Origin of the sequence: Enterobacter sp. MGH 33, assembly GCF_000534535.1 — a bacterium.
Taxonomy (GTDB): domain Bacteria; phylum Pseudomonadota; class Gammaproteobacteria; order Enterobacterales; family Enterobacteriaceae; genus Enterobacter; species Enterobacter hormaechei_C.
Genome location: NZ_KI973212.1, coordinates 1573377 through 1592579 on the forward strand (window position 1 = coordinate 1573377; position 19203 = coordinate 1592579).

At 56.4% G+C, this 19203-nt stretch carries 19 protein-coding genes; 9 read left to right on the forward strand and 10 right to left on the reverse strand.

Features of this window, described 5'->3' with window-relative positions:
• Positions 1–324: 324 nt before the first annotated feature.
• Positions 325–1413: an oxidoreductase gene (locus L379_RS16470; protein ID WP_032652934.1), complete on the reverse strand. Its 1089-nt coding sequence runs from the start codon at positions 1411–1413 to the stop codon at positions 325–327.
• Positions 1414–1572: 159 nt separating this feature from the next.
• Between L379_RS16470 and L379_RS16465 the strand changes: the two genes are divergently transcribed.
• The 4 genes from L379_RS16465 to L379_RS16450 all read left to right on the forward strand — a co-directional run bounded on the left by L379_RS16465 (position 1573) and on the right by L379_RS16450 (position 6485).
• Positions 1573–3075, forward strand: a complete 1503-nt coding sequence (locus L379_RS16465) for a sugar ABC transporter ATP-binding protein (protein WP_015571168.1) — start codon at positions 1573–1575, stop codon at positions 3073–3075.
• Positions 3072–4067 (forward strand): ABC transporter permease, encoded by a 996-nt coding sequence (locus tag L379_RS16460; protein WP_032103096.1) that lies wholly within the window; start codon positions 3072–3074, stop codon positions 4065–4067. The genes L379_RS16465 and L379_RS16460 overlap by 4 nt, the downstream gene beginning before the upstream one ends.
• Positions 4068–4086: 19 nt before the next feature.
• Complete coding sequence (locus L379_RS16455) at positions 4087–5151, forward strand: sugar ABC transporter substrate-binding protein (RefSeq protein ID WP_015571167.1); 1065 nt, start codon at positions 4087–4089, stop codon at positions 5149–5151.
• A 92-nt stretch (positions 5152–5243) separates the two neighbouring features.
• Positions 5244–6485: an LVIVD repeat-containing protein gene (locus L379_RS16450; RefSeq protein ID WP_032652936.1), complete on the forward strand. Its 1242-nt coding sequence runs from the start codon at positions 5244–5246 to the stop codon at positions 6483–6485.
• A gap of 87 nt (positions 6486–6572) precedes the next feature.
• Here L379_RS16450 and mtnK read toward each other — a convergent pair whose 3' ends face one another.
• On the reverse strand, positions 6573–7772 hold the full coding sequence (gene mtnK / locus L379_RS16445) for an S-methyl-5-thioribose kinase (protein WP_032103099.1): 1200 nt from the start codon (positions 7770–7772) through the stop codon (positions 6573–6575).
• A 102-nt stretch (positions 7773–7874) separates the two neighbouring features.
• Here mtnK and mtnA point away from each other — a divergent pair, with 102 nt between their 5' ends.
• Positions 7875–8903, forward strand: a complete 1029-nt coding sequence (mtnA, locus tag L379_RS16440) for an S-methyl-5-thioribose-1-phosphate isomerase (RefSeq protein WP_032652938.1) — start codon at positions 7875–7877, stop codon at positions 8901–8903.
• A 35-nt stretch (positions 8904–8938) separates the two neighbouring features.
• On the opposite strand, the gene L379_RS16435 is transcribed toward mtnA, so the two are convergent.
• The gene (locus L379_RS16435) at positions 8939–9205 is read right to left on the reverse strand and encodes a helix-turn-helix domain-containing protein (RefSeq protein WP_032652939.1); all 267 of its coding nucleotides are present in this window, start codon (positions 9203–9205) and stop codon (positions 8939–8941) included.
• A 106-nt stretch (positions 9206–9311) separates the two neighbouring features.
• On the opposite strand from L379_RS16435, the gene L379_RS16430 reads away from it, so the two are divergent.
• Positions 9312–9536, forward strand: a complete 225-nt coding sequence (locus tag L379_RS16430) for a helix-turn-helix transcriptional regulator (protein ID WP_032652941.1) — start codon at positions 9312–9314, stop codon at positions 9534–9536.
• An 85-nt stretch (positions 9537–9621) separates the two neighbouring features.
• On the opposite strand, the gene L379_RS16425 is transcribed toward L379_RS16430, so the two are convergent.
• From L379_RS16425 to L379_RS16415, 3 genes are read right to left on the reverse strand one after another with little or no spacing between them, the layout of a single operon-like run.
• Positions 9622–10164 carry a 1,2-dihydroxy-3-keto-5-methylthiopentene dioxygenase gene (locus L379_RS16425; protein WP_023315605.1) on the reverse strand — a complete coding sequence of 181 codons (543 nt, stop codon included), beginning with the start codon at positions 10162–10164 and terminating at the stop codon, positions 9622–9624.
• Positions 10161–10850: an acireductone synthase gene (gene mtnC / locus L379_RS16420; protein WP_032647663.1), complete on the reverse strand. Its 690-nt coding sequence runs from the start codon at positions 10848–10850 to the stop codon at positions 10161–10163. The genes L379_RS16425 and mtnC overlap by 4 nt, the downstream gene beginning before the upstream one ends.
• The gene (locus L379_RS16415; RefSeq protein ID WP_017382494.1) at positions 10847–11461 is read right to left on the reverse strand and encodes a methylthioribulose 1-phosphate dehydratase; all 615 of its coding nucleotides are present in this window, start codon (positions 11459–11461) and stop codon (positions 10847–10849) included. Before L379_RS16415 ends, mtnC begins: the two co-directional genes overlap by 4 nt.
• 122 nt (positions 11462–11583) lie before the next feature.
• Between L379_RS16415 and L379_RS16410 the strand changes: the two genes are divergently transcribed.
• A complete protein-coding gene (locus tag L379_RS16410) occupies positions 11584–12744 on the forward strand; it encodes a pyridoxal phosphate-dependent aminotransferase (RefSeq protein WP_032652943.1) in 1161 nt (386 codons plus the stop codon).
• Here the strand turns inward: L379_RS16410 and L379_RS16405 are convergent, their stop codons facing one another.
• The 3 genes from L379_RS16405 to L379_RS16395 all read right to left on the reverse strand — a co-directional run bounded on the left by L379_RS16405 (position 12745) and on the right by L379_RS16395 (position 15626).
• Entirely contained in the window at positions 12745–13371 is a 627-nt protein-coding gene (locus L379_RS16405) for an IbrB-like domain-containing protein (RefSeq protein WP_017382492.1), read from the reverse strand.
• Positions 13356–14579, reverse strand: coding sequence for a phosphoadenosine phosphosulfate reductase (locus L379_RS16400; protein ID WP_017382491.1), 1224 nt, complete (start codon positions 14577–14579; stop codon positions 13356–13358). Before L379_RS16400 ends, L379_RS16405 begins: the two co-directional genes overlap by 16 nt.
• A 126-nt stretch (positions 14580–14705) precedes the next feature.
• Entirely contained in the window at positions 14706–15626 is a 921-nt protein-coding gene (locus L379_RS16395) for a DNA-binding transcriptional repressor CitR (protein WP_032652946.1), read from the reverse strand.
• A gap of 621 nt (positions 15627–16247) precedes the next feature.
• On the opposite strand from L379_RS16395, the gene ahpC reads away from it, so the two are divergent.
• Together ahpC and ahpF are read left to right on the forward strand one after the other, a co-directional pair.
• Positions 16248–16811, forward strand: coding sequence for an alkyl hydroperoxide reductase subunit C (ahpC, locus tag L379_RS16390; RefSeq protein WP_014882974.1), 564 nt, complete (start codon positions 16248–16250; stop codon positions 16809–16811).
• Positions 16812–16999: 188 nt separating this feature from the next.
• Positions 17000–18565, forward strand: a complete 1566-nt coding sequence (gene ahpF, locus L379_RS16385) for an alkyl hydroperoxide reductase subunit F (RefSeq protein WP_017382489.1) — start codon at positions 17000–17002, stop codon at positions 18563–18565.
• Between the two features lie 59 nt (positions 18566–18624).
• Here the strand turns inward: ahpF and uspG are convergent, their stop codons facing one another.
• Entirely contained in the window at positions 18625–19053 is a 429-nt protein-coding gene (gene uspG, locus L379_RS16380) for a universal stress protein UspG (RefSeq protein WP_006809652.1), read from the reverse strand.
• Positions 19054–19203: the final 150 nt, after the last annotated feature.

A 19203-nucleotide genomic window follows, 5' to 3' on the forward strand; every position in this document is an offset into this window, starting at 1 on the left:
TAATAAGACTATTAGATAAATTCCGAATTTCTTATGGGTTACTGTAGAGCGGAGAAAAACCGCGAGAAAGCGGCAAAACGCGAATCGTCGAGGCGCCTCGAACAGGCCTCTGCCGGGCGACAGAGGCTTGCAGAAAAAGATGCGATCAGGCGTTCAAACCGCCGTCCACGTCCACGTCCAGACCGGTGCCGGAAATTTGCCCCGCAGCCCCAGCCCACGACTGGCGCCAGTAACCAGCGCCTTTTTACCTGTTAAATCGATCTGCATGATGACCTCGTTGCAAGAGTGGAGAGAATCATCATTAGGTATAGCCCGTCGGCGCGATTAACGGCTGAAGGATTCCACCTTCTCAAACGCGGCGCGCAGAACCTCAGGCGTTAACGTCACCGGCAGATAGTGAATCGACTCCACCGGGCGCAGGGTGTGGGCAATGACCTTATCCAGCTCGTCGCGGTTGTGAATATCGACGTCCAGCTCGCGAAGCGTGGTCGGCAGATTGAAGCGCTGGTACGCCGCCACCAGCTGCGCCAGCACGTCGTCCTGACCGAGCAGGGCGCTCTGCACCAGAATGCCGTAGGCCACCTTGGTGCCGTGCAGGTATTTTTCCGTCTGCGGCAGCACGGTTAAGCCGTTGTGCACCGCGTGCGCCGCCGCCACGCGGGTATAGCGCTCACCCAGACCGCCGACCATTCCGCCTCCGGCAATAATCGCATCCACCACATCCCGGAACGCCTGCGTCTGTTCGCCGCGCTGCTGATCCGCAAGCGCCTCTTCGCTGCGTTCCAGCAGCACGTCGCGGATCGCCAGCGCACCGTTCAGGCCAAGACGCACGGTCAGCGGCAGACTCTCAGGTTGAGGGGCGAGCACCGCCGCTTCGTACCACTTCGCCAGCGTATCGCCGATGCCCGCCAGCAGATATTCCGCCGGGGCGTTAAGGATGATCTGCGGCTCCACCAGCACCAGAAAGTTGGCGTCGTCAAAAATCTCAAACTGTAGCGCCTGACCGGCATCGTTGTACCAGACGGAGAGCGGGGTCCACGCCGCGCAGGTGGCGGCGATAGTGGGAATGCCTACGAATGGCACGCCCAGACGACGCGCCACGGCCTTGACGGTATCCATTACCGCACCGCCGCCCACGCCAATCACCACGCTGGTTTCACTACCCGACTCGTTCACCAGATGGGTGACGTCACTCTCGCTGCAATGGCCCTTAAACAGCAGATGTTTTGCCCCCGTCGCGTTAAAACTCTGCGGCAGATAAGGGCGTGCGCCCTCGATTGCCCGCTCGCCGTAGATCCACACCGCGCGGGAAAGCTGTTCCGGAGTAAAGAAATCATCCAGGTGGGCAAGGCTTCCCGGATGAGAGAAGTAGTTCGCCGGGCCGGGCACGACGCGGATATCGGTGTTGCTCATGAAGTTGTCCTTTTTTAGCAAGCGCTAACCCGATGTTATGTCTGGACATCCGGATGGCTAATAATATTTTGCTTTAACTTATGCCTTTTACGTCGTTGTCAGTCAACAAGAGCTGTGAAAAATTCGCTAAATCAGAAGAGTAATGAAGGATTTACGCGGATGGTTTCCAGTCGCCTTGAGATGCGCGGTATCAGCCTGGCCTTTTCCGGCTTTCAGGCCCTGTCGCGCGTGGATTTCACCCTGAACGGCGGGTCGGTGCATGCGCTGACCGGCGCCAACGGCGCGGGGAAATCGACGCTGATGGCGGTGCTGTGCGGGACGCACGATCGTTATGAAGGCGAAATTTGCATTAACAACCAGCCGGTAAGTATCCGCGAGCCGCTGGACGCCAAACGGCTGGGTATCCACCTTGTGCAGCAGGAGGTGGATGTTGCGCTCATTCCCGGGTTAAGCATTGCCGAAAACATCATGCTCGACCAGCTGGCGCATCCGGGGCATCGCTACAGCTGGCGCGACATCCGCCAGCAGGCGCGGCAGGCGCTGGCGCAGCTGGATGTTTCGCTCGACGTACGCCGCTCCATCGACAGTTGCACGCTGGCTGAAAAACAGCAGATTTTGCTGGCGCGGGCGCTCTCGCACCACTGCCGTTTTCTCATTCTTGATGAGCCCACCGCGCCGCTGGACGCGCACGAGAGTGAGCGTCTGTTTGCGGTAGTAAGACGTCTGCAACAGCAGGGTATCGGCGTGGTGTTTATCTCTCACCGCATTCACGAGCTGAAGGCCATCTGCGACACCCTGACGGTGCTGCGCGACGGCAGGCTGATTGAGTCCGGCCCGATGGCGGATCTGAGCGGCGAAGCGATTGTTGAGAAGATGCTCGGCCATGAGCTGAGCGATATCTATCCGCCCCCGCGCCCGCCGCACGGTGAGGAGACGCTGCTGCGGGTGGAAGGGCTGCACGACGATGCGCTGCTGAAAGATATCTCCCTGCACCTGCGCAAAGGTGAAATCCTCGGCATTGCCGGGCTGGCGGGGGCGGGGAAAACGGAACTCTGCAAGGCGCTGTTTGGCGCCAGCAAAAGCCGCGTCGCGCGCGGCGAGCTGAACCATCAGGCCTGGAAACCGCGCGATCCGGCAGACTCGGTACTGCGCGGTCTGGCGCTGGTGCCGGAGGAGCGGCGCAAAGAGGGCATTTTTATCGACGAGCCGGTGAGCATGAACCTTGCCGTGTGCGCCGATAACAGCTTCTCGCGCTGGAGCCTGTTTGGTCATCGTCAGGCGTGGCGCTGGGCAGAAGAGGTGATTGCCCGCGTCGGTGTGCGCACGCGCGGGCCGGGGCAGGTGCTGCGTCGGCTTTCCGGCGGTAACCAGCAGAAGGTCGCCATCGGCAAATGGCTGCGCAATGACGCCAGCGTGCTGATATTCGACGAGCCGACCAAAGGCGTGGACGTGAAGGCCAAAACCGATCTGTTTCAGCTGATCGACGGCCTGGCGCGCGAGGGCAAAGGGGTGATTTACGCCTCGGGCGAGTTCGCCGAGCTGGTCGGGCTGTGCGACCGCATCTGCGTGCTGTGGGACGGACGCATCGTGGCGGAAATCGCCGGAGCCGAGGCCCGGGAAGAGACACTACTTTATTATTCAACCGGAGGAACGGCGTCGTGAGCAAGGCCCTTTCAGTGAACGCGGCGGCGTCTGGCCGTCAGCAGATTTTCGATTTTCTCTACAGGTGGGGCATGCTGTTGACCGTCGTCGCGCTGGTGGCGGTGTTTGGCCTGGCGTCGGACAGCTTCCTCGATCCGAACAACATCATCAACATTCTGCGCTCGATTGCCATCGTGACGGTGATTGCCATCGGCGTCTCGATTTCGCTGACCGTCGGCGGGTTCGATCTCTCGGTGGGGTCAACCGCGTCGCTGGCGAACGCGCTGGTGATTTCGCTTTTCGTCTGGCACGGCTTCGGCACCACCGAGTCGATTCTGCTTACCCTTGCGCTCTGCACGCTGGTCGGCCTGTTTAACGCCTTTCTGATCGTCATCCTGCGCATTCCGGACATGCTCGCGACCCTTGCCAGCCTGTTTGTCATCCAGGGCGTGGCGATGACCTACAGCTACGGCGGGTCGATTACCGAGAACATGGTGCTGCCGAGCGGCGACATGGCGGAAGGGACCATTCCGGCGGCGTTCAGCCTGCTGGGGCAGGTGCCGACCATTGTGATCGTCATGCTGGTGGTGACGATTCTGGCGCAGCTTGGCCTGTCGCTGACCACCCACGGACGCCGGATGTACGCCATTGGCGGCAACCCGGAAGCCGCGCGTCTCTCCGGTATTCGCACCACGCGCTACAAGGTGGCGGCCTACGTGATCGCCTCGCTGCTGGCGGGACTGGGCGGAATTTTGCTGGCTTCGCGTATCGGTTCATCGCAGGTGAATGCGGGGGGCGGCTACCTGATGGATGCGGTGGCGGCGGCGTGGATCGGGTTCTCGCTGGCCGGGTCCGGCAAGCCGAACGCGCTGGGCACGCTGGTGGGGGCGGTGATCCTCGGCGTGCTGTCGAACGGGCTGGTGATGCTCTCCGTGCCGTATTACGCCATGGACATTATAAAAGGGCTGGTGCTCGCGATGGCACTGGCGATTACTTACATACAAAAACGCTGACAACACAACGGGATAATAAATGAAAAAGATTGCGCTCTCTTTGGTAGCTCTTGGATTACTCACTTCTTTGCCGGGCCTGGCGGCTACCCCCGCGCCGGTTCCGGCCGCCATTGCCAGCCATGACGGCCCCATTCGCATTGCGGTGATCCGCAACCTGGGCTCGGACGACAACACCACGCAGTTTGTTGCTGGGGCGATTCAGGAAGGGAAAAAGCTCGGCTTTAAGGTCAGCACGTTTTTAAGTAACGGGGACGACGCCAGATTCCAGGATTTCGTGAACCAGGCCATCAGCCAGAAATACGACGGGATTATTCTCTCTCAGGGGCGCGATCCGTACTCCACCGCGCTGGTAAAGAAGGCGGTGGATGCCGGGATTAAAGTTTCGGTGTTTGATACCGCCGTGAACGGCGAGATCCCGGGCGTAACCGTTACCCAGCAGGACGATGCCTCCCTGACCAACCTCTCTTTTGGTCAACTGGCGAAAGATTTCAACGGCAAGGCCAATATCGTCAAGCTGTGGGTCGCGGGCTTCCCGCCGATGGAGCGCCGTCAGGCGGCCTACAAAGAACTGCAAAAGCAGTATCCGGAGATTAAAGAGCTGGAGTCCATCGGCGCGGTCTCCTCTGACGTGCAGGGCGACACCGCCAACAAGGTGGGGGCGATCCTCGCGAAATACCCGAAAGGTAAAATCGACGCCATCTGGGGGACCTGGGATGCCTTCAGTCAGGGCGCGTATAAGGCGCTGAAAGAGAACGGCCGCACCGAGATCAAGCTCTACAGCATCGACATCTCCAACCAGGATCTCCAGCTGATGCGCGAGCCGGGTAGCCCGTGGAAGGTGAGCGTGGCGGTAGATCCGAAGCTGATTGGCGCGACCAACGTACGCCTGATCGCCAATAAGATTGCCGGAGAAGCGACGCCTGCCACCTACGATTTCAAGGCGGCGGCTATTCCGCAGGCGCTGCTGACCGCCCAGCCGGGCGCGGTGAACGTGGCGTCTCTGGGGAAAATCATTCCAGGCTGGGGCCAGACGGAAGATTTTATCGCGCCGTGGTTTGCGACGCTTGCCGCTAAAAACAAGTAAACCAAGCCGGGTGGCGGCTGCGCCTTACCCGGCCTACATTTCGCACCCGTAGGCCCGGTAAGCGTAGCGCCACCGGGCGTAAGGAGCATAAGGTGTCTCAATTACCCCCTCCCGAATACAGCCGCAATATGCGGCTGATTGGCCATAGCGACCAGGGCGGTCGTCCGGACGGTGTACAGCTGATGGTGCACCGTGGTTTCGCCTATATCGGTCATATGGTGTCGCAGGGCTTTTCCATTGTCGACGTGCGCGATCCGAAAAAACCAAAAGCCGCAGGTTACGTGCCCGCGCCGCCGGGTACCTGGAACGTACACCTCCAGGCGCACGACGATTTGCTGCTGGTGATTAACGCCCGGGATCTGTTTGCCGATGCGCGTTTTGCCGATGAGAAGGTCTACTACACCCGCCAGGTGGGGGAGACCGTCAGCGACGTGCAGGATAAAGGCTGGAGCGCCGGGCTTCGCGTCTTTGATATCTCCACGCCGGACAGGCCACGCGAAATCGGCTTTCTGTCGCTGAGTGGCATCGGCATTCACCGCATCTGGTACGTCGGCGGCCGCTGGGCCTACGTTTCAGCGCTGATCGACGGCTTTACCGATTACATCTTTCTGACCATCGATCTTGCGGACCCGCGTAAGCCTGAAGTCGCGGGGCGCTGGTGGCTGCCCGGGATGAACCAGGCCGAAGGTGTGAAGCCGAGCTGGCCGGAAGGCAAACGCTACGCGCTGCACCATGCGATTATTGCCGGCGACACCGCGTATGGCAGCTGGCGCGACGGCGGCCTGACGCTGCTGGACGTGAAGGACCGCGCGCAGCCGAAGCTGATTAGCCATCGCAACTGGAGCCCGCCGTTTGGCGGTGGGACGCACACCGCGCTGCCGCTGCCGGATCGCGACCTGCTGGTGGTACTGGACGAGGCGGTGCTGGATAACCAGCAGGACGGCGAAAAGCTGATCTGGCTGTTTGATATCCGCGAGCCGTCGAATCCGGTAAGTATTGCCACCTTCCCGCAGCCGGATGAAACTGACTACGTGGCGAAAGGGGCGCATTTCGGCCCGCACAACCTGCACGAAAACCGGCCGGGGAGCTTCGTCAGCTCAACGCTAATTTTTGCGACTTATCAGAACGCGGGCGTGCGCGCGTATGACATTTCCAATCCGTATCGCCCGGTAGAAACGGGAGCGCTGGTGCCCGCGGCGCCGGAGAGGATGATGGATACGCGGCCCAACCGCCCGCAGGTGATCCAGTCGTGTGACGTATTTGTGGATGCGCAGGGGATTATTTACAGCACGGACTATAACGGCGGGATGTCGGTGATTGAGTATCTGGGGTGAGTTTTTGCCGGGTGGCAGCTTCGCCTTACCCGGCCTACATTTTGCACCCGTAGGCCCGGTAAGCGCAGTGCCACCGGGCAAACGTTCTCAACTGTACTGCCGCACTCTCGCCACCAGCTCTTCCGCGCTGTCGATGCGGTCGGCAATGACAATCAGCGCTTTACCGAGGGATATTGCATGGCGGAGGCATTCGTGGCGCATGGCTTCATCCTGGATGGTGTCGATATCCGCCACGTGTGAAAGCCCGACGCTGCGGCGAATCAGCTCGGTGCCGCAGAACCCGATGGCGTCATGCCAGACCTTTTTCAGGAACGCGGAGGCATAGCCCGGCGCGCTGAGTGCGGCGTCGCGGGCTTTCTCGTTTGCCAGCGCCTGGAAGCGCTCCGCGAAGGTGTTCCACAGTTCCTGAATATCGTTCAGGCGCTGCTCGCGCGCGGCGGCGGCATCGCGAATGCCGAGGTGCCCAGGCAGGCCGCAGAAGTTCAGCAGCAGGTTGCCGATGGCGGTGCCAACGTCAAAGCCAATCGGCCCAAAATAGCCGAACTCAGCGTCGATGGCCTTCAGGCTGCCGTCGGCCACAAAAATCGAACCGCTGTGAATGTCTCCGTGCAGCAGGGCTTCGGCGTGCGAGAAAAAGCGGTGCTTGAGGGAGGCCACGGCGATTTTAAGCTGGGCGTCGTCGCGCAGGGCGGCAACATCGTTTTCCAGCTCGGCCGGGTAGCTGTTGCGCGCGTGGATCTGGTACGGATCGTTAAAGAACAGATCTTCGGTGATCTCGCACATCTCCGGGTTGATGAATTTCGCTACCTGCGCTTTTTTATCGTGCGGATGCAGATAAAAATCGCTGGTGTGGAACAGGGTGTGAGCCAGATATTCCCCCAGCTGACGCGCCGCCTGAGGGTAGTAAATGTTGTTAATCAGCTCTCCGCGCCAGATGCGATGACTGGAGAGATCTTCCATCACCATCACCGCCAGTTCCGGGTCAAAGTGGTGGATTTTCACCGTGTGCTGCGGGCTGTGCTGGTAATGCTCGACCAGGGTTTGCGCTTCAAGACGGGCACGATCCAGCGTCAGCGGCCAGGATTCGCCGACGCAGCGTACATAGGGCAGCGCCTGCTTAACGACGATGCGGCTCACGCCCGCGCGGTCGAAAATTTTAAAGACCAGGTTGAGGTTGCCGTCGCCGATTTCCTGCGCCTCTACCAGCGATGAAGGATCGTCAAGTCCGCCAAACTGCCTGGCATACTCCACGGCGTCCTGAGCGGTAAAGGTACGGTATTGCGACATGGCCTGCTCCTCAGTTTTGCTAATTAAGACATGTAGACGTCTATACATCTGGATTTCATCCTGACACAATGTGCTACAACAACGCAACAGGGAATTAACGACATGCAGACATTACAGACGACCAGCCTGTGGGTGGCGGATAATCAGCTCTTTATTCTCGACCAGCAGGCGCTTCCACAGGAGAAACGCTGGCTGGATGCCTCGACGGTCGAGGCGCTGGTCGGGCACATCCACGCCCTGCGGGTGCGCGGCGCGCCGCTGATTGGCCTCTCTGCAAGCCTGTTGCTGGCGCTGTTAGCGGAAAGCGGCAAAAGCCGCGACGAGCTGGCGGTGGCGCTGGAAACCCTGCGCGCCTCCCGCCCGACGGCGGTGAACCTGATGAACAATCTCGACCGCATGAAGCTGGCGCTGTGGCAGGAAGATTATGTTCCGGCGCTGGTGGCTGAAGCGCTGCGGCTGATTGACGAAGACAAACGGCTCTGTGACGCTATTGCCAGTGCGGGCAGCGCGCTGGTGAAGCGCGGCAGCCGTCTGCTGACCCACTGCAACACCGGCGGGCTGGCGACGGCGGGCGTCGGTACCGCGCTGGGGGTGATTGCCCGCGCGCATCAGGAAGGCAAGGTAAGCAACGTCTGGGTGGATGAAACCCGTCCGCTATTGCAGGGCGGCAGGCTGACCGCGTGGGAACTCGGCGAGCTGGGCGTACCGTATCAGCTGATTACCGACTCCATGGCCGCCAGCCTGATGGCAAAAGGGCAGGTGGACGCCGTGTGGGTGGGTGCAGACCGCATTGCCGCCAACGGCGACGTGGCGAACAAAATCGGCACCTATTCCCTGGCGGTGCTGGCGAAGTTTCACGGCATTCCGTTCTACGTCGCTGCCCCGCAAACGACCCTCGACCCGGACTGCCCGAACGGTGACGCAATCCCGATTGAGCAGCGCGCGGCCAGTGAAGTGACGGGCGTGGCGGGGAGCTTTGGCGTGGTGCAGTGGGCGCCGGAAAACGCGCAAGTCTACAACCCGGCGTTTGACGTCACCCCCGCCTCGCTGATTAGCGGCTGGGTGCTGGATACAGGCGTGGTCACGCCGGACGAGGTAGCGAAAGGGAAATTCGTGAGCAGCATGAACTGATGGGCTTCCCCGAAGGGGGGAAAACGCTGTTCATGTCAAAGACACGTTTTTTTCCTGGTCGCTCTCATCTGACGGAATATGCGTTCACCATTTTTACCAAAATATCTTTCCGGCCATATCACATCCGGTGGAATGTTCAACGCCTGAGCGATAATCAATTCGCCCTTTGGCCACGGGCGCGAGAGTGTATTTGCTAATGTGGATGAAGAAAGGCCGGCCTTGCGTGACAACGCTGCCAGGCTTGTTCCTTGTTTCTTTAATGCCGCAACAATATCGGCAGGATGCCAGTTTTGACGTTGCATTCTTTACTCCTTACAGGTTTGCGTTACGCACTCAATTAACCTGTTTTGGGATAAAAAGGCAATAGGTGGATATTCGATTTCAGGATATTTGTATGGAATCGGAACAATGGCCTCAGTTTATTCAGAAGAATACCAGCTTGTTATCAATGCGTTGAAGAAAGCTCGTAAAGAGAAGGGGATTACTCAGGCCCAGCTTGCGGAGGCTTTGGGGAAACCCCAATCGTTTATCGCTAAAGTGGAAAGTGGTGAACGCAGGTTAGACGTGGTGGAGTTTGTGCATCTGGCGAGGCTGGTTGGCGCTGATGTGCAGAGGATTATCGCCAGTATTTGATTAATGTCTGAATATGGAACTGACCACCAGAGCCGTATGTTTCCTCTCACCCCAGCCCTCTCCCACAAGGGAGAGGGAGAAAAGATCATGCCAGGCGTGGATACGCATCCGCAATCGCATCCCCGGTAAACTGTGCGACCCAACCCTCCGGGTTATCGAAAATACGAATCGCCGTAAAGTTCGGCTCTGAGCCCATATCAAACCAGTGCGGCGTGCCCGCGGGAACGGAAATCAGGTCGTTTTTCTCGCACAGCACCTGATACACCTCATCGCCGATGTGCAGGCAGAACAATCCCGCCCCTTCCACGAAAAAGCGCACTTCGTCTTCCCCGTGAGTGTGTTCGTTCAGAAACTTCGCGCGCAGCGCCTCTTTCTGCGGATTGTCGGCGCGCAGGCTAATCACGTCCCAGCTCTGGTAACCTTTCTCTGCCACCAGCTTGTCGATCGCATGCTGATAGGCCGCGATCACGGCTTCTGGTGCGGGATCGTGTCCTAAATCGCGATCCGCAGCCCAGCGTTCAAACCGCACGCCTTTGGCGTTCAGCTGTTGGGCAATCTCGGCGGCGTCGGTGCTGTGCCACTGATGCTGACTGGCGTCTTTATCGGAATAAATGGTCAATGCGCTCATGAAGGGATCTGCTCCGGATTAATCTCGTCAAACTGGTGGATCTGATGATGATGGCTTGCGCCGTCATCTTCACCGCGAATCAGTTGCAGGGTACGAAAACCCGCCTGTTCAGCCGCGTCCAGCTCCTGATGAATATCCGACAGAAACAGGATCTGCGACGGGGCAATGCCCGTTTGCGCCGCAATATTTTGATAAGACTGCACCTCGCGCTTGGCGCCAATGTGGGTATCAAAATAGCCGCTGAACAGATGAGTAATATCACCTTCGTCGCTGTAGCCAAATAACAGTTTCTGCGCGGTGACGGAGCCAGAGGAATAAACATAGAGATCAATCCCTTGCGCCTTCCATTTTTCCAGCGCGGGCAGTACGTCAGGATAGAGGTGTCCGGTAAAGTCACCGTTGACGTAACCGTCCTGCCAGATGATGCCTTGCAGGGCTTTGAGCGCCGTCGATTTGCGGTCTTCATCCATAAATGTAAACAGTACGTTGATGAGATCGCTGACGCTGGCATGCGGAGCGCTGATTTCATCGCGCAGGTTGTCCAGAATCGATTTGACCGGCTCGGCGTACTGCTGCGCGGTCACGAAGGCCGCCAGCCGCTCACGCGCGTAGGGGAACAAAACATCATGGACAAAACGGATATCGCTGGTGGTCCCTTCAATATCCGTCACAATCGCGCGAATCATACTCTCTCCCATTGTCGTAAACGCATTTCGCATTCAAATAAGAATTCTAAACCTTCCAGATGACGGCGGGCTTCGGCCACGTCGCGTCCCCAGCAGGTTAAGCCATGACCGCGCAGAAGAAAACCATAATTAAGCGGGCGTTCCTGCGCGTAATGGGCGATGCGCGAGGCGAGGGCGTCGATGTCCTGGTCGTTATCAAACACCGGGATGGCCACCGTATCCTGGTGCGTGGTCTGCCCGGTAAGGGATTTTTGCATCTCGAAACCGGTGATCTTCAGCTCGGCCTCGTTGACCAGACGCGACAGCACCGTGGCATTGACGGTGTGAACGTGCAGGACGGCGTTAGCCTCGGGAAACAGGCGATAGATGAGGGTATGCAGCCCGGTCTCTGCCGACGGTTTACGGCCAGACGGCGCACGGTTGGTGGCGATTTCAACCTGTAGAAAATCGGCGGTGGTCAGGCTGCCTTTATCTTTTCCGGATTCGCTCAGCCAGCACAGGTGTTCATCCTGACGCACGGACATATTGCCGCCGGTAGCGGGCGCCCAGCCTTTAGCGCCAATCCAGCGGCAGGCCTCGACCAGGTGTGTGAGTTGCAGGTTGTCTGTCATTTCCTTTTACCCTCTCGGTCAGGAATATTTATATCGTTTAGACGTCTAAGCGTCTTGATTGCCAAAGACTAACATCGTGTTATAGTGTCAGCAACATAAGTATTACAGGCAGGCACACTACAATGAGCAATAACCCGTTGATCCCGCAGAGTAAACTTCCAAATCTCGGCACGACGATTTTTACCCAGATGAGCGCCCTGGCGCAGCAGCACAACGCCATTAACCTCTCACAAGGTTTTCCGGATTTTGACGGGCCGAAATATTTGCAGGAGCGTCTGGCGTACCACGTGGCGCAGGGAGCCAACCAGTACGCGCCGATGACCGGCGTGCAGGCGTTGCGTGAAGCCATTGCGGATAAAACGGCTGAGCTGTATGGCTATAAACCTGATGCGAACAGCGAGATCACGGTAACCGCAGGGGCGACCGAAGCGCTGTATGCGGCGATAACCGCCCTGGTGCGTACGGGCGATGAGGTGATTTGTTTTGACCCGAGCTACGATAGCTACGCCCCGGCGATTGAACTGGCCGGCGGCGTAGTGAAACGCGTGGCGCTCCAGCCGCCGCATTTTCGTCCGGACTGGCAGGCGTTTGCCGCGCTGCTGAGCGATAAAACCCGGCTGGTGATCCTGAATACGCCGCACAACCCATCGGCGACGGTGTGGCAGAAGAGCGATTTTGCCGCCCTGTGGCAGGCCATCGCCGAACGTGAAATCTATGTTCTGAGCGACGAGGTGTATGAGCATATCTGCTTTGCCGAAGAGGGGCATGCCAGCGTGCTGGCGCATCCGCAGCTTCGTGAGCGTGCAATCGCGGTATCGTCATTTGGCAAAACCTACCATATGACCGGCTGGAAGGTCGGGTACTGCGTGGCGCCCGCCGCCATCAGCGCTGAGCTGCGTAAAGTGCATCAGTATCTGACGTTTGCGGTGAACACACCCGCTCAGCTGGCGCTGGCGGATATGCTGCGCAGCGAACCCGGACACTACCGTGAGCTACCGGATTTCTACCGTGCGCGTCGGGATCGGTTTGTGGCTGCGTTGAGCAAAAGCCGTCTGGAGATTTTACCCTGTGAAGGGACCTATTTCCTGCTGGCCGACTACAGCGCGATTTCCGATCTGGACGACGTGAGTTTCTGCCAGTGGCTGACGAAAGAGGTGGGCGTGGCGGCCATTCCGCTGTCGGTGTTCTGCGCCGATCCCTTCCCGCATAAGCTGATCCGGCTTTGCTTTGCGAAGCAGGAATCGACGCTGCTGGCAGCGGCAGCGCGGTTAAACGCGCTCTGACTATTTCACCGTCCAGGCTTCAGAAAAACGACGGTCTGCGAAGAGTTCGAGCAGACCGTTGATTTGTTTGAGGCGCAGCACTTCGTCGCTATCCATACCCAACTCCTGGCCAATTTTCTGCTCACTCCAGCCCATAAGCACCAGCTCGCGCACGATTTCTGACATGGCGTTGATCTGGTGGCGTCCGCGCGCGCGGTTGTGGCGAATGGTCGCAGCCATGCGGTCGAACTTTTCCTGCCGCGCTTTACGCAGGCAGGTGACAGGAAGGTAACCCTTAAGCTGGCGCTTCAGGGGCGCCCGGTTACTGCCGATATCATGGCGGTGAAAACCATCGACAATTTCGTAGTGCTGTGGCGCATTTTCCGTCACCACGATAGGCTGTGTGAATCCATCCAGCTCCAGTGACTTGCTGAGCAGCCGCTTTTCCGGTGGCGCGACGTTATTTGGGTTGTAATCGTTAGCGCTGATGTTTGTCTTTTTTATCCACAATACGCAATCGACGGGCTGATCGCGAAAAGGGCTGATTTCATGTAATGCCTGACGAAACGCATTAATAGCGGCTATTCGCTCTTCCTCAGAAAGTGCCTGAAGGTACGTTTCCATTTCGGTGATTATTCGTTGTTGCATAAAATCCCCCATTCCTTGCGTTTTGCTTTCACTCTGTCGCTGTAGCGCTGATAGTGTTTGGGCTTATTTGGGCTAAACGAAAGTGCCCGGCACCAATAGTCATTGTTGAGTAAAACCTTACAAATGCGTCGCCAGGAGGGGATATCTTTTGCACCAATGTCACCCTCCTGCGTATCGGGAATATCGTTCATGCCTCGCTTTTGATACCAGTGGAGATAAACCGCGATTTTATTGCGGTAATGTTCCGCCGTATTTTGCGGCATGCTGTCGAGTAGCAGCATGGCGTATTCGCGCCAGCCAAGATGGTCTGGTTTCAGGATCTTCCGGTGGCCATAAAAATGGTTATCGTGCCCGGCATAAATACCGCCGCTGCGCACCCCGCAGGCACGCTCACACATCGCCGCCCAGCGTTCGGGTTCAATGACATGATAGAGCCACAAGCCCTGACGCTGTTCCGGGCCAAACGGTTCGCAGATGCGCATATAACGCGGCGGCACCCCCGCCTTGTACATCAGGTCGTATAACGGGTTATAGCAACATTTCGATTTCGCGAACCACGTCCAGATGTCGGCGGTTTTCCAGTCGTACAGAGGGTAGATATACCAGGTGTGCCCGCCCGGTGCGACGGTCGTCCAGGGTTTATCGTCAGAAAAGCGCTGCTTACGTGCCGACGCGATAGCCAGAAAGCGGTTGTAGGATTCATCGGCGCGGATCCCCACCATGACGGCGGCAGGACGTTTTTGCGCATACCATTCGGCAAACTCTCGCACGAAGACTTCAAACGTCATTCCCTGCTGATAAAAATCGAAATAGTGATAATCGGTAATGGCATCTTCCGGTGGCTGGCGAACCCAGTTTGTCCCGGGTTCCCAGCACTGCCATTCAGGTTGAAACTGTGACAGGGCGTTCTGGGTCGTGAGCGGAAGCGCTACCCACCAGAACTGATGGATAACATCCCGATACAGCGTTCTCATCGTGTCAACATGCTGAATGGTTGAGGAGAATTGCGCTTCCCAGTCCAGAAAGATGACATCTATTTTTCGCTTTAATTGCCGTGCTTGCTGGGCAACGAGATGCAGCATCACGGTAGAATCTTTTCCACCGGAAAAGGAAACGCATACCCTGGAGAAATTGTTTAGCGTCCAGTCTATGCGTTCCGCTGAAGCGTCTAAAACATTTTCCTGTAAAGGGATTTTATAGATCGACATGGTTAATCGCATCCTGCGTGTTAAATGTCTGGAAAAAATTAAGACGATATTATGAAATCATTTTTCATTATTTTCACGGGATCATTTTTTCAGTTTGCGATTTTTATATTCATCATATAAATGATTTTACGCAGACGGATCGGAAAGACAGAGTTTATGCATTTTCTCAATGAACGTTGAAAAAACGCTGCTGTTCAGCGATGAACGGCTGTAAAGCATATAGACATGTATTTCGGGCAATTCAAATGGGGCGGCGATCCGTTTTATTTTTAACGTCTCTTTATAGGCTTCATAGATTGATACGGGTATAAAGCCTAACAGATCAGATGAACTGACCATGGAGATAAGCGAAATGATGGAGTCCGTGCGAAAAGCAATATCTCTTTCCGGGAAAAGGTCATTGGCGCGATTCTGGAACTCTTTAACGCCCGGGTGCGCACTCTGGTAAAAGGTGAATTTTTCCCGGTATAACGCTTCAAGACTGACCGTATCGGCGAGTCTTGGATGGTTTTCTCGGCAGATTAACGCTATTGGCACCGTGGCAAAGTGAGAACACACCACAGAGCGATTCTTAATTGGGGCAATAGTAAAGATCAGGTCGGCTTTACGGTAGGCGAGCAGGTCCTCTGCGGATTCCGGAGAGATAAGCATATCTCGTTGTTCTATCTCGTAATTTTCCTCTGACATTAGCAGCTTCATTGGTTCGAGCATATAGCCGGGCGACATCATTTGAGAGCAATAGATAACGAACTTTTTCTTGATGTCCGAGTGATGCATCATGTTGATCGTCTGCTCAATTTGGTTGAGATTCTGTTCAAGATGATGATGCAGGTTGGTGCCCACCGTGGTCGGCGTAATTCCCTTACCTGAGCGGATGAACAGGGGGTCATTGAGCTGGCCACGCAGACGTTGCAGCGACTGGCTCACGGCGGATGGCGTGATATAAAGTGTCTCGGCAGCCTTACTGATACTGAGATGTTGGTAAATGCATTCGAAGATGACTAACAGATTGAGATCGAATTTTTTTAGGTCGTAGAGGTTGGCCATGTTTCGTCCTGAGTGTGCTGTGTTTGCTGTCGTTATCACATCATGGAGTACGACAGAGGGAAGTTACCTTTAACAATCCGTGGGGGTAACTCGCTTAATTTAAAAATTAAGTGATCTTAATATATCACGGCTTTGGATTATTGAAACACAACTTCAAGATTTATTAAGATAATTTTATCTTTAAAGTGTGATTGAATTATTTGAATGACAACTGGCATTTATATATAGCGCGAAATTTATAATGAAATTAAATTTATAACGTTTCTGAGACCTGTTCGATTCTGCCTATCACAACCATAGGCAGGACTATCCCTCTTATGCATTGCTCAATGCGCGCACGGATGCTGTAATCAAACCGCTGTTACGGCCTTGATACAAGGTATGTAGAGCGCAACGCAACGCCAGCTTCGGCTGGCACTGAATGTACCTGCGGGGAATTCAGGTATCAGGGCCGCCCGTTGAGGCGGCCTTTTTACTTTCAGGCTTTCCTGTAAAAGGTTCACCTTGCTGTCTTGTTGCTGTTGTAAGGTTTGGCTGATTGATTTGATAAAGCATACGCATTAGCCCCGATGAACAAAGTTGGTTACCTTACATCTCAACGAAAACACGGAGGAAGTACAGATGTCCTTGATTAACACCAAAATTAAACCTTTCAAAAACCAGGCGTTCAAAAACGGTGAGTTCATCGAAGTAACTGAGAAAGATACCGAAGGCCGCTGGAGCGTGTTCTTCTTCTATCCGGCTGACTTCACCTTCGTTTGCCCGACCGAACTGGGCGACGTGGCAGACCACTACGAAGAACTGCAAAAGCTGGGCGTAGACGTTTACTCTGTTTCTACCGATACCCACTTCACCCACAAAGCGTGGCACAGCAGCTCTGAAACTATCGCGAAAATCAAATACGCGATGATCGGCGACCCGACTGGCGCCCTGACCCGTAACTTCGACAACATGCGTGAAGATGAAGGTCTGGCAGACCGCGCGACCTTCGTTGTTGACCCGCAGGGCATTATCCAGGCTATCGAAGTTACCGCTGAAGGTATCGGCCGTGATGCATCTGACCTGCTGCGCAAAGTGAAAGCGGCTCAGTACGTTGCTTCTCACCCAGGCGAAGTGTGCCCGGCGAAATGGAAAGAAGGCGAAGCGACGCTGGCTCCATCTCTGGACCTGGTCGGCAAGATCTAAGTCTGTAAAGCCTGGCGGCGCTACGCTTGCACAGGCCTACAGTATCGTAGGCCGGGTAAACGAAGTGCCACCCGGCAATCAATGGGCGCTCCCCGCGCCCATTTCATTCCAGCACCATGATGCAAGTTGCATTCAGGCAGCCCGTATAAGGCGGCTTGCATGATGACGTTTTAAGAGAGGGAAGAATAATGCTCGACGCTAACATGAAAACCCAGCTCAAGGCCTACCTTGAGAAACTGACCAAACCTGTTGAGCTGATTGCCACGCTGGACGACAGCGCGAAATCGGCAGAAATCAAAGCGCTGCTGACAGAGATTGCTGAGCTGTCGCCGAAGGTGACCTTCAAAGAAGACAACACGCTGGCAGTCCGTAAGCCTTCTTTCCTGATCGCCAACCCAGGGTCTGACCAGGGGCCGCGTTTCGCGGGCTCTCCGCTGGGGCACGAATTTACGTCCCTGGTGCTGGCGCTGCTGTGGACCGGTGGTCATCCGTCAAAAGAAGCGCAGGCGCTGCTGGAGCAGATCCGCGATATCGACGGTGATTTTGAGTTTGAAACCTATTACTCACTCTCCTGCCATAACTGTCCGGACGTGGTGCAGGCGCTGAACCTGATGTCAGTCCTCAACCCACGCATTAAGCACACGGCGATTGACGGCGGTACGTTCCAGAACGAAATCACCGAGCGCAACGTGATGGGCGTTCCGGCGGTTTACCTGAATGGTCAGGAGTTCGGCCAGGGGCGTATGACCTTGACCGAAATCGTCGCCAAAGTGGATACCGGCGCAGAAAAACGTGCGGCGGAAGAGTTGAACCAACGCGATGCGTACGACGTACTGATTGTTGGCTCCGGCCCGGCGGGCGCGGCGGCAGCGGTCTACTCCGCACGTAAAGGGATCCGTACCGGTCTGATGGGCGAGCGTTTCGGTGGTCAGGTTCTGGATACCGTTGACATTGAAAACTACATTTCCGTGCCGAAAACCGAAGGCCAGAAGCTGGCCGGGGCGTTGAAAGCGCACGTCAGCGACTACGACGTGGATGTCATTGACAGCCAGAGCGCCAGCAAACTGGTTCCGGCCGCGGTCGAGGGTGGTTTGCACCAGATAGAAACGGCGTCCGGCGCGGTGCTGAAGGCGCGCAGCGTGATCATTGCCACCGGCGCGAAATGGCGCAACATGAACGTCCCGGGCGAAGATCAGTACCGCACCAAAGGCGTGACCTATTGCCCGCACTGTGACGGCCCGTTGTTCAAAGGTAAACGCGTAGCGGTGATCGGCGGCGGTAACTCCGGCGTGGAAGCGGCTATCGATCTGGCGGGAATTGTTGAACACGTTACCCTGCTGGAGTTCGCCCCGGAGATGAAAGCGGACCAGGTGTTGCAGGATAAGGTGCGTAGCCTGAATAACGTCGATATTGTGCTCAATGCCCAGACGACAGAAGTGAAAGGCGACGGCAGCAAAGTGACCGGTCTGGAATACCGTGACCGCGTGAGTGGCGATATCCACAGCGTGGCGCTGGCAGGGATCTTTGTTCAGATTGGCCTGCTGCCAAACACCACCTGGCTGGAAGGCGCGATTGAGCGCAACCGCATGGGCGAGATCATCATTGATGCGAAATGCGAAACCAGCGTGAAGGGCGTATTTGCGGCGGGCGACTGCACCACCGTGCCGTACAAACAGATCATCATCGCCACTGGCGAAGGTGCGAAAGCGTCGCTGAGCTCGTTTGATTATCTGATCCGCACCAAAACCGCATAATAAAAGAAAGCAAGACGACACCTGCAATGCCAGAGGCCACCAAAAGGTGGCCTCTTTTTTTATCTCACGACCATCACCGGAATGTGGGTGTGGCGGATCACGCTGGAGGCGTTCGACCCCAGCAGGTGAGTGGTGATGGAAGGGTTACGTGAACCAATCACTACCACGTCGGCATTTAATTCCCCCGCCAGCTCATTAACGGCGTCGCGCACGCTACCGAACCGGACGTGGGTTTTGATGCGGGAAGGATCGATGCTGAAGTGCCCGACCATGGTTTGCAGGCGTGTCTCGGCTTCATGCTGTAAATGCTCTTCAAAACGACGCACATCAGCAGCGAAACGATGCAGGCTCAGGCTGGCAGAGCCCGGTAAAACATGCAGAAGATGAATAACTCCGTCCTGCTGCGCGAGAAATTCCGCGTGACGTACAGCCTTATCACTCAGTTCCATTTCGAAAACATCAACCGGCATAATGATTGTTTGATACATAACCGTTTCTCCTTGTTTATAAACGCTGAAATCATTCAACCACAAAATATAAAAGGTTTCTGTAATCCCGACAGCACTTTTTTATCTCGCCAGGATAAATCTCAAAACAGCCGGATTCCGGGGCAGATCCCGAGAGGTAGCTACCCTTTT

Excerpts from the sequence above, each read along its gene's own strand:
- L379_RS16470 (WP_032652934.1), bottom strand. The coding sequence starts at position 1,413 with ATGAGCAACACCGATATCCGCGTCGTGCCCGGCCCGGCGAACTACTTC.
- L379_RS16465 (WP_015571168.1), top strand. The coding sequence starts at position 1,573 with ATGGTTTCCAGTCGCCTTGAGATGCGCGGTATCAGCCTGGCCTTTTCC.
- L379_RS16455 (WP_015571167.1), top strand. The coding sequence starts at position 4,087 with ATGAAAAAGATTGCGCTCTCTTTGGTAGCTCTTGGATTACTCACTTCT.
- mtnK (WP_032103099.1), bottom strand. The coding sequence starts at position 7,772 with ATGTCGCAATACCGTACCTTTACCGCTCAGGACGCCGTGGAGTATGCC.
- mtnA (WP_032652938.1), top strand. The coding sequence starts at position 7,875 with ATGCAGACATTACAGACGACCAGCCTGTGGGTGGCGGATAATCAGCTC.
- L379_RS16435 (WP_032652939.1), bottom strand. The coding sequence starts at position 9,205 with ATGCAACGTCAAAACTGGCATCCTGCCGATATTGTTGCGGCATTAAAG.
- L379_RS16430 (WP_032652941.1), top strand. The coding sequence starts at position 9,312 with ATGGCCTCAGTTTATTCAGAAGAATACCAGCTTGTTATCAATGCGTTG.
- L379_RS16425 (WP_023315605.1), bottom strand. The coding sequence starts at position 10,164 with ATGAGCGCATTGACCATTTATTCCGATAAAGACGCCAGTCAGCATCAG.
- mtnC (WP_032647663.1), bottom strand. The coding sequence starts at position 10,850 with ATGATTCGCGCGATTGTGACGGATATTGAAGGGACCACCAGCGATATC.
- L379_RS16415 (WP_017382494.1), bottom strand. The coding sequence starts at position 11,461 with ATGACAGACAACCTGCAACTCACACACCTGGTCGAGGCCTGCCGCTGG.
- L379_RS16410 (WP_032652943.1), top strand. The coding sequence starts at position 11,584 with ATGAGCAATAACCCGTTGATCCCGCAGAGTAAACTTCCAAATCTCGGC.
- L379_RS16405 (WP_017382492.1), bottom strand. The coding sequence starts at position 13,371 with ATGCAACAACGAATAATCACCGAAATGGAAACGTACCTTCAGGCACTT.
- L379_RS16400 (WP_017382491.1), bottom strand. The coding sequence starts at position 14,579 with ATGTCGATCTATAAAATCCCTTTACAGGAAAATGTTTTAGACGCTTCA.
- L379_RS16395 (WP_032652946.1), bottom strand. The coding sequence starts at position 15,626 with ATGGCCAACCTCTACGACCTAAAAAAATTCGATCTCAATCTGTTAGTC.
- ahpC (WP_014882974.1), top strand. The coding sequence starts at position 16,248 with ATGTCCTTGATTAACACCAAAATTAAACCTTTCAAAAACCAGGCGTTC.
- ahpF (WP_017382489.1), top strand. The coding sequence starts at position 17,000 with ATGCTCGACGCTAACATGAAAACCCAGCTCAAGGCCTACCTTGAGAAA.
- uspG (WP_006809652.1), bottom strand. The coding sequence starts at position 19,053 with ATGTATCAAACAATCATTATGCCGGTTGATGTTTTCGAAATGGAACTG.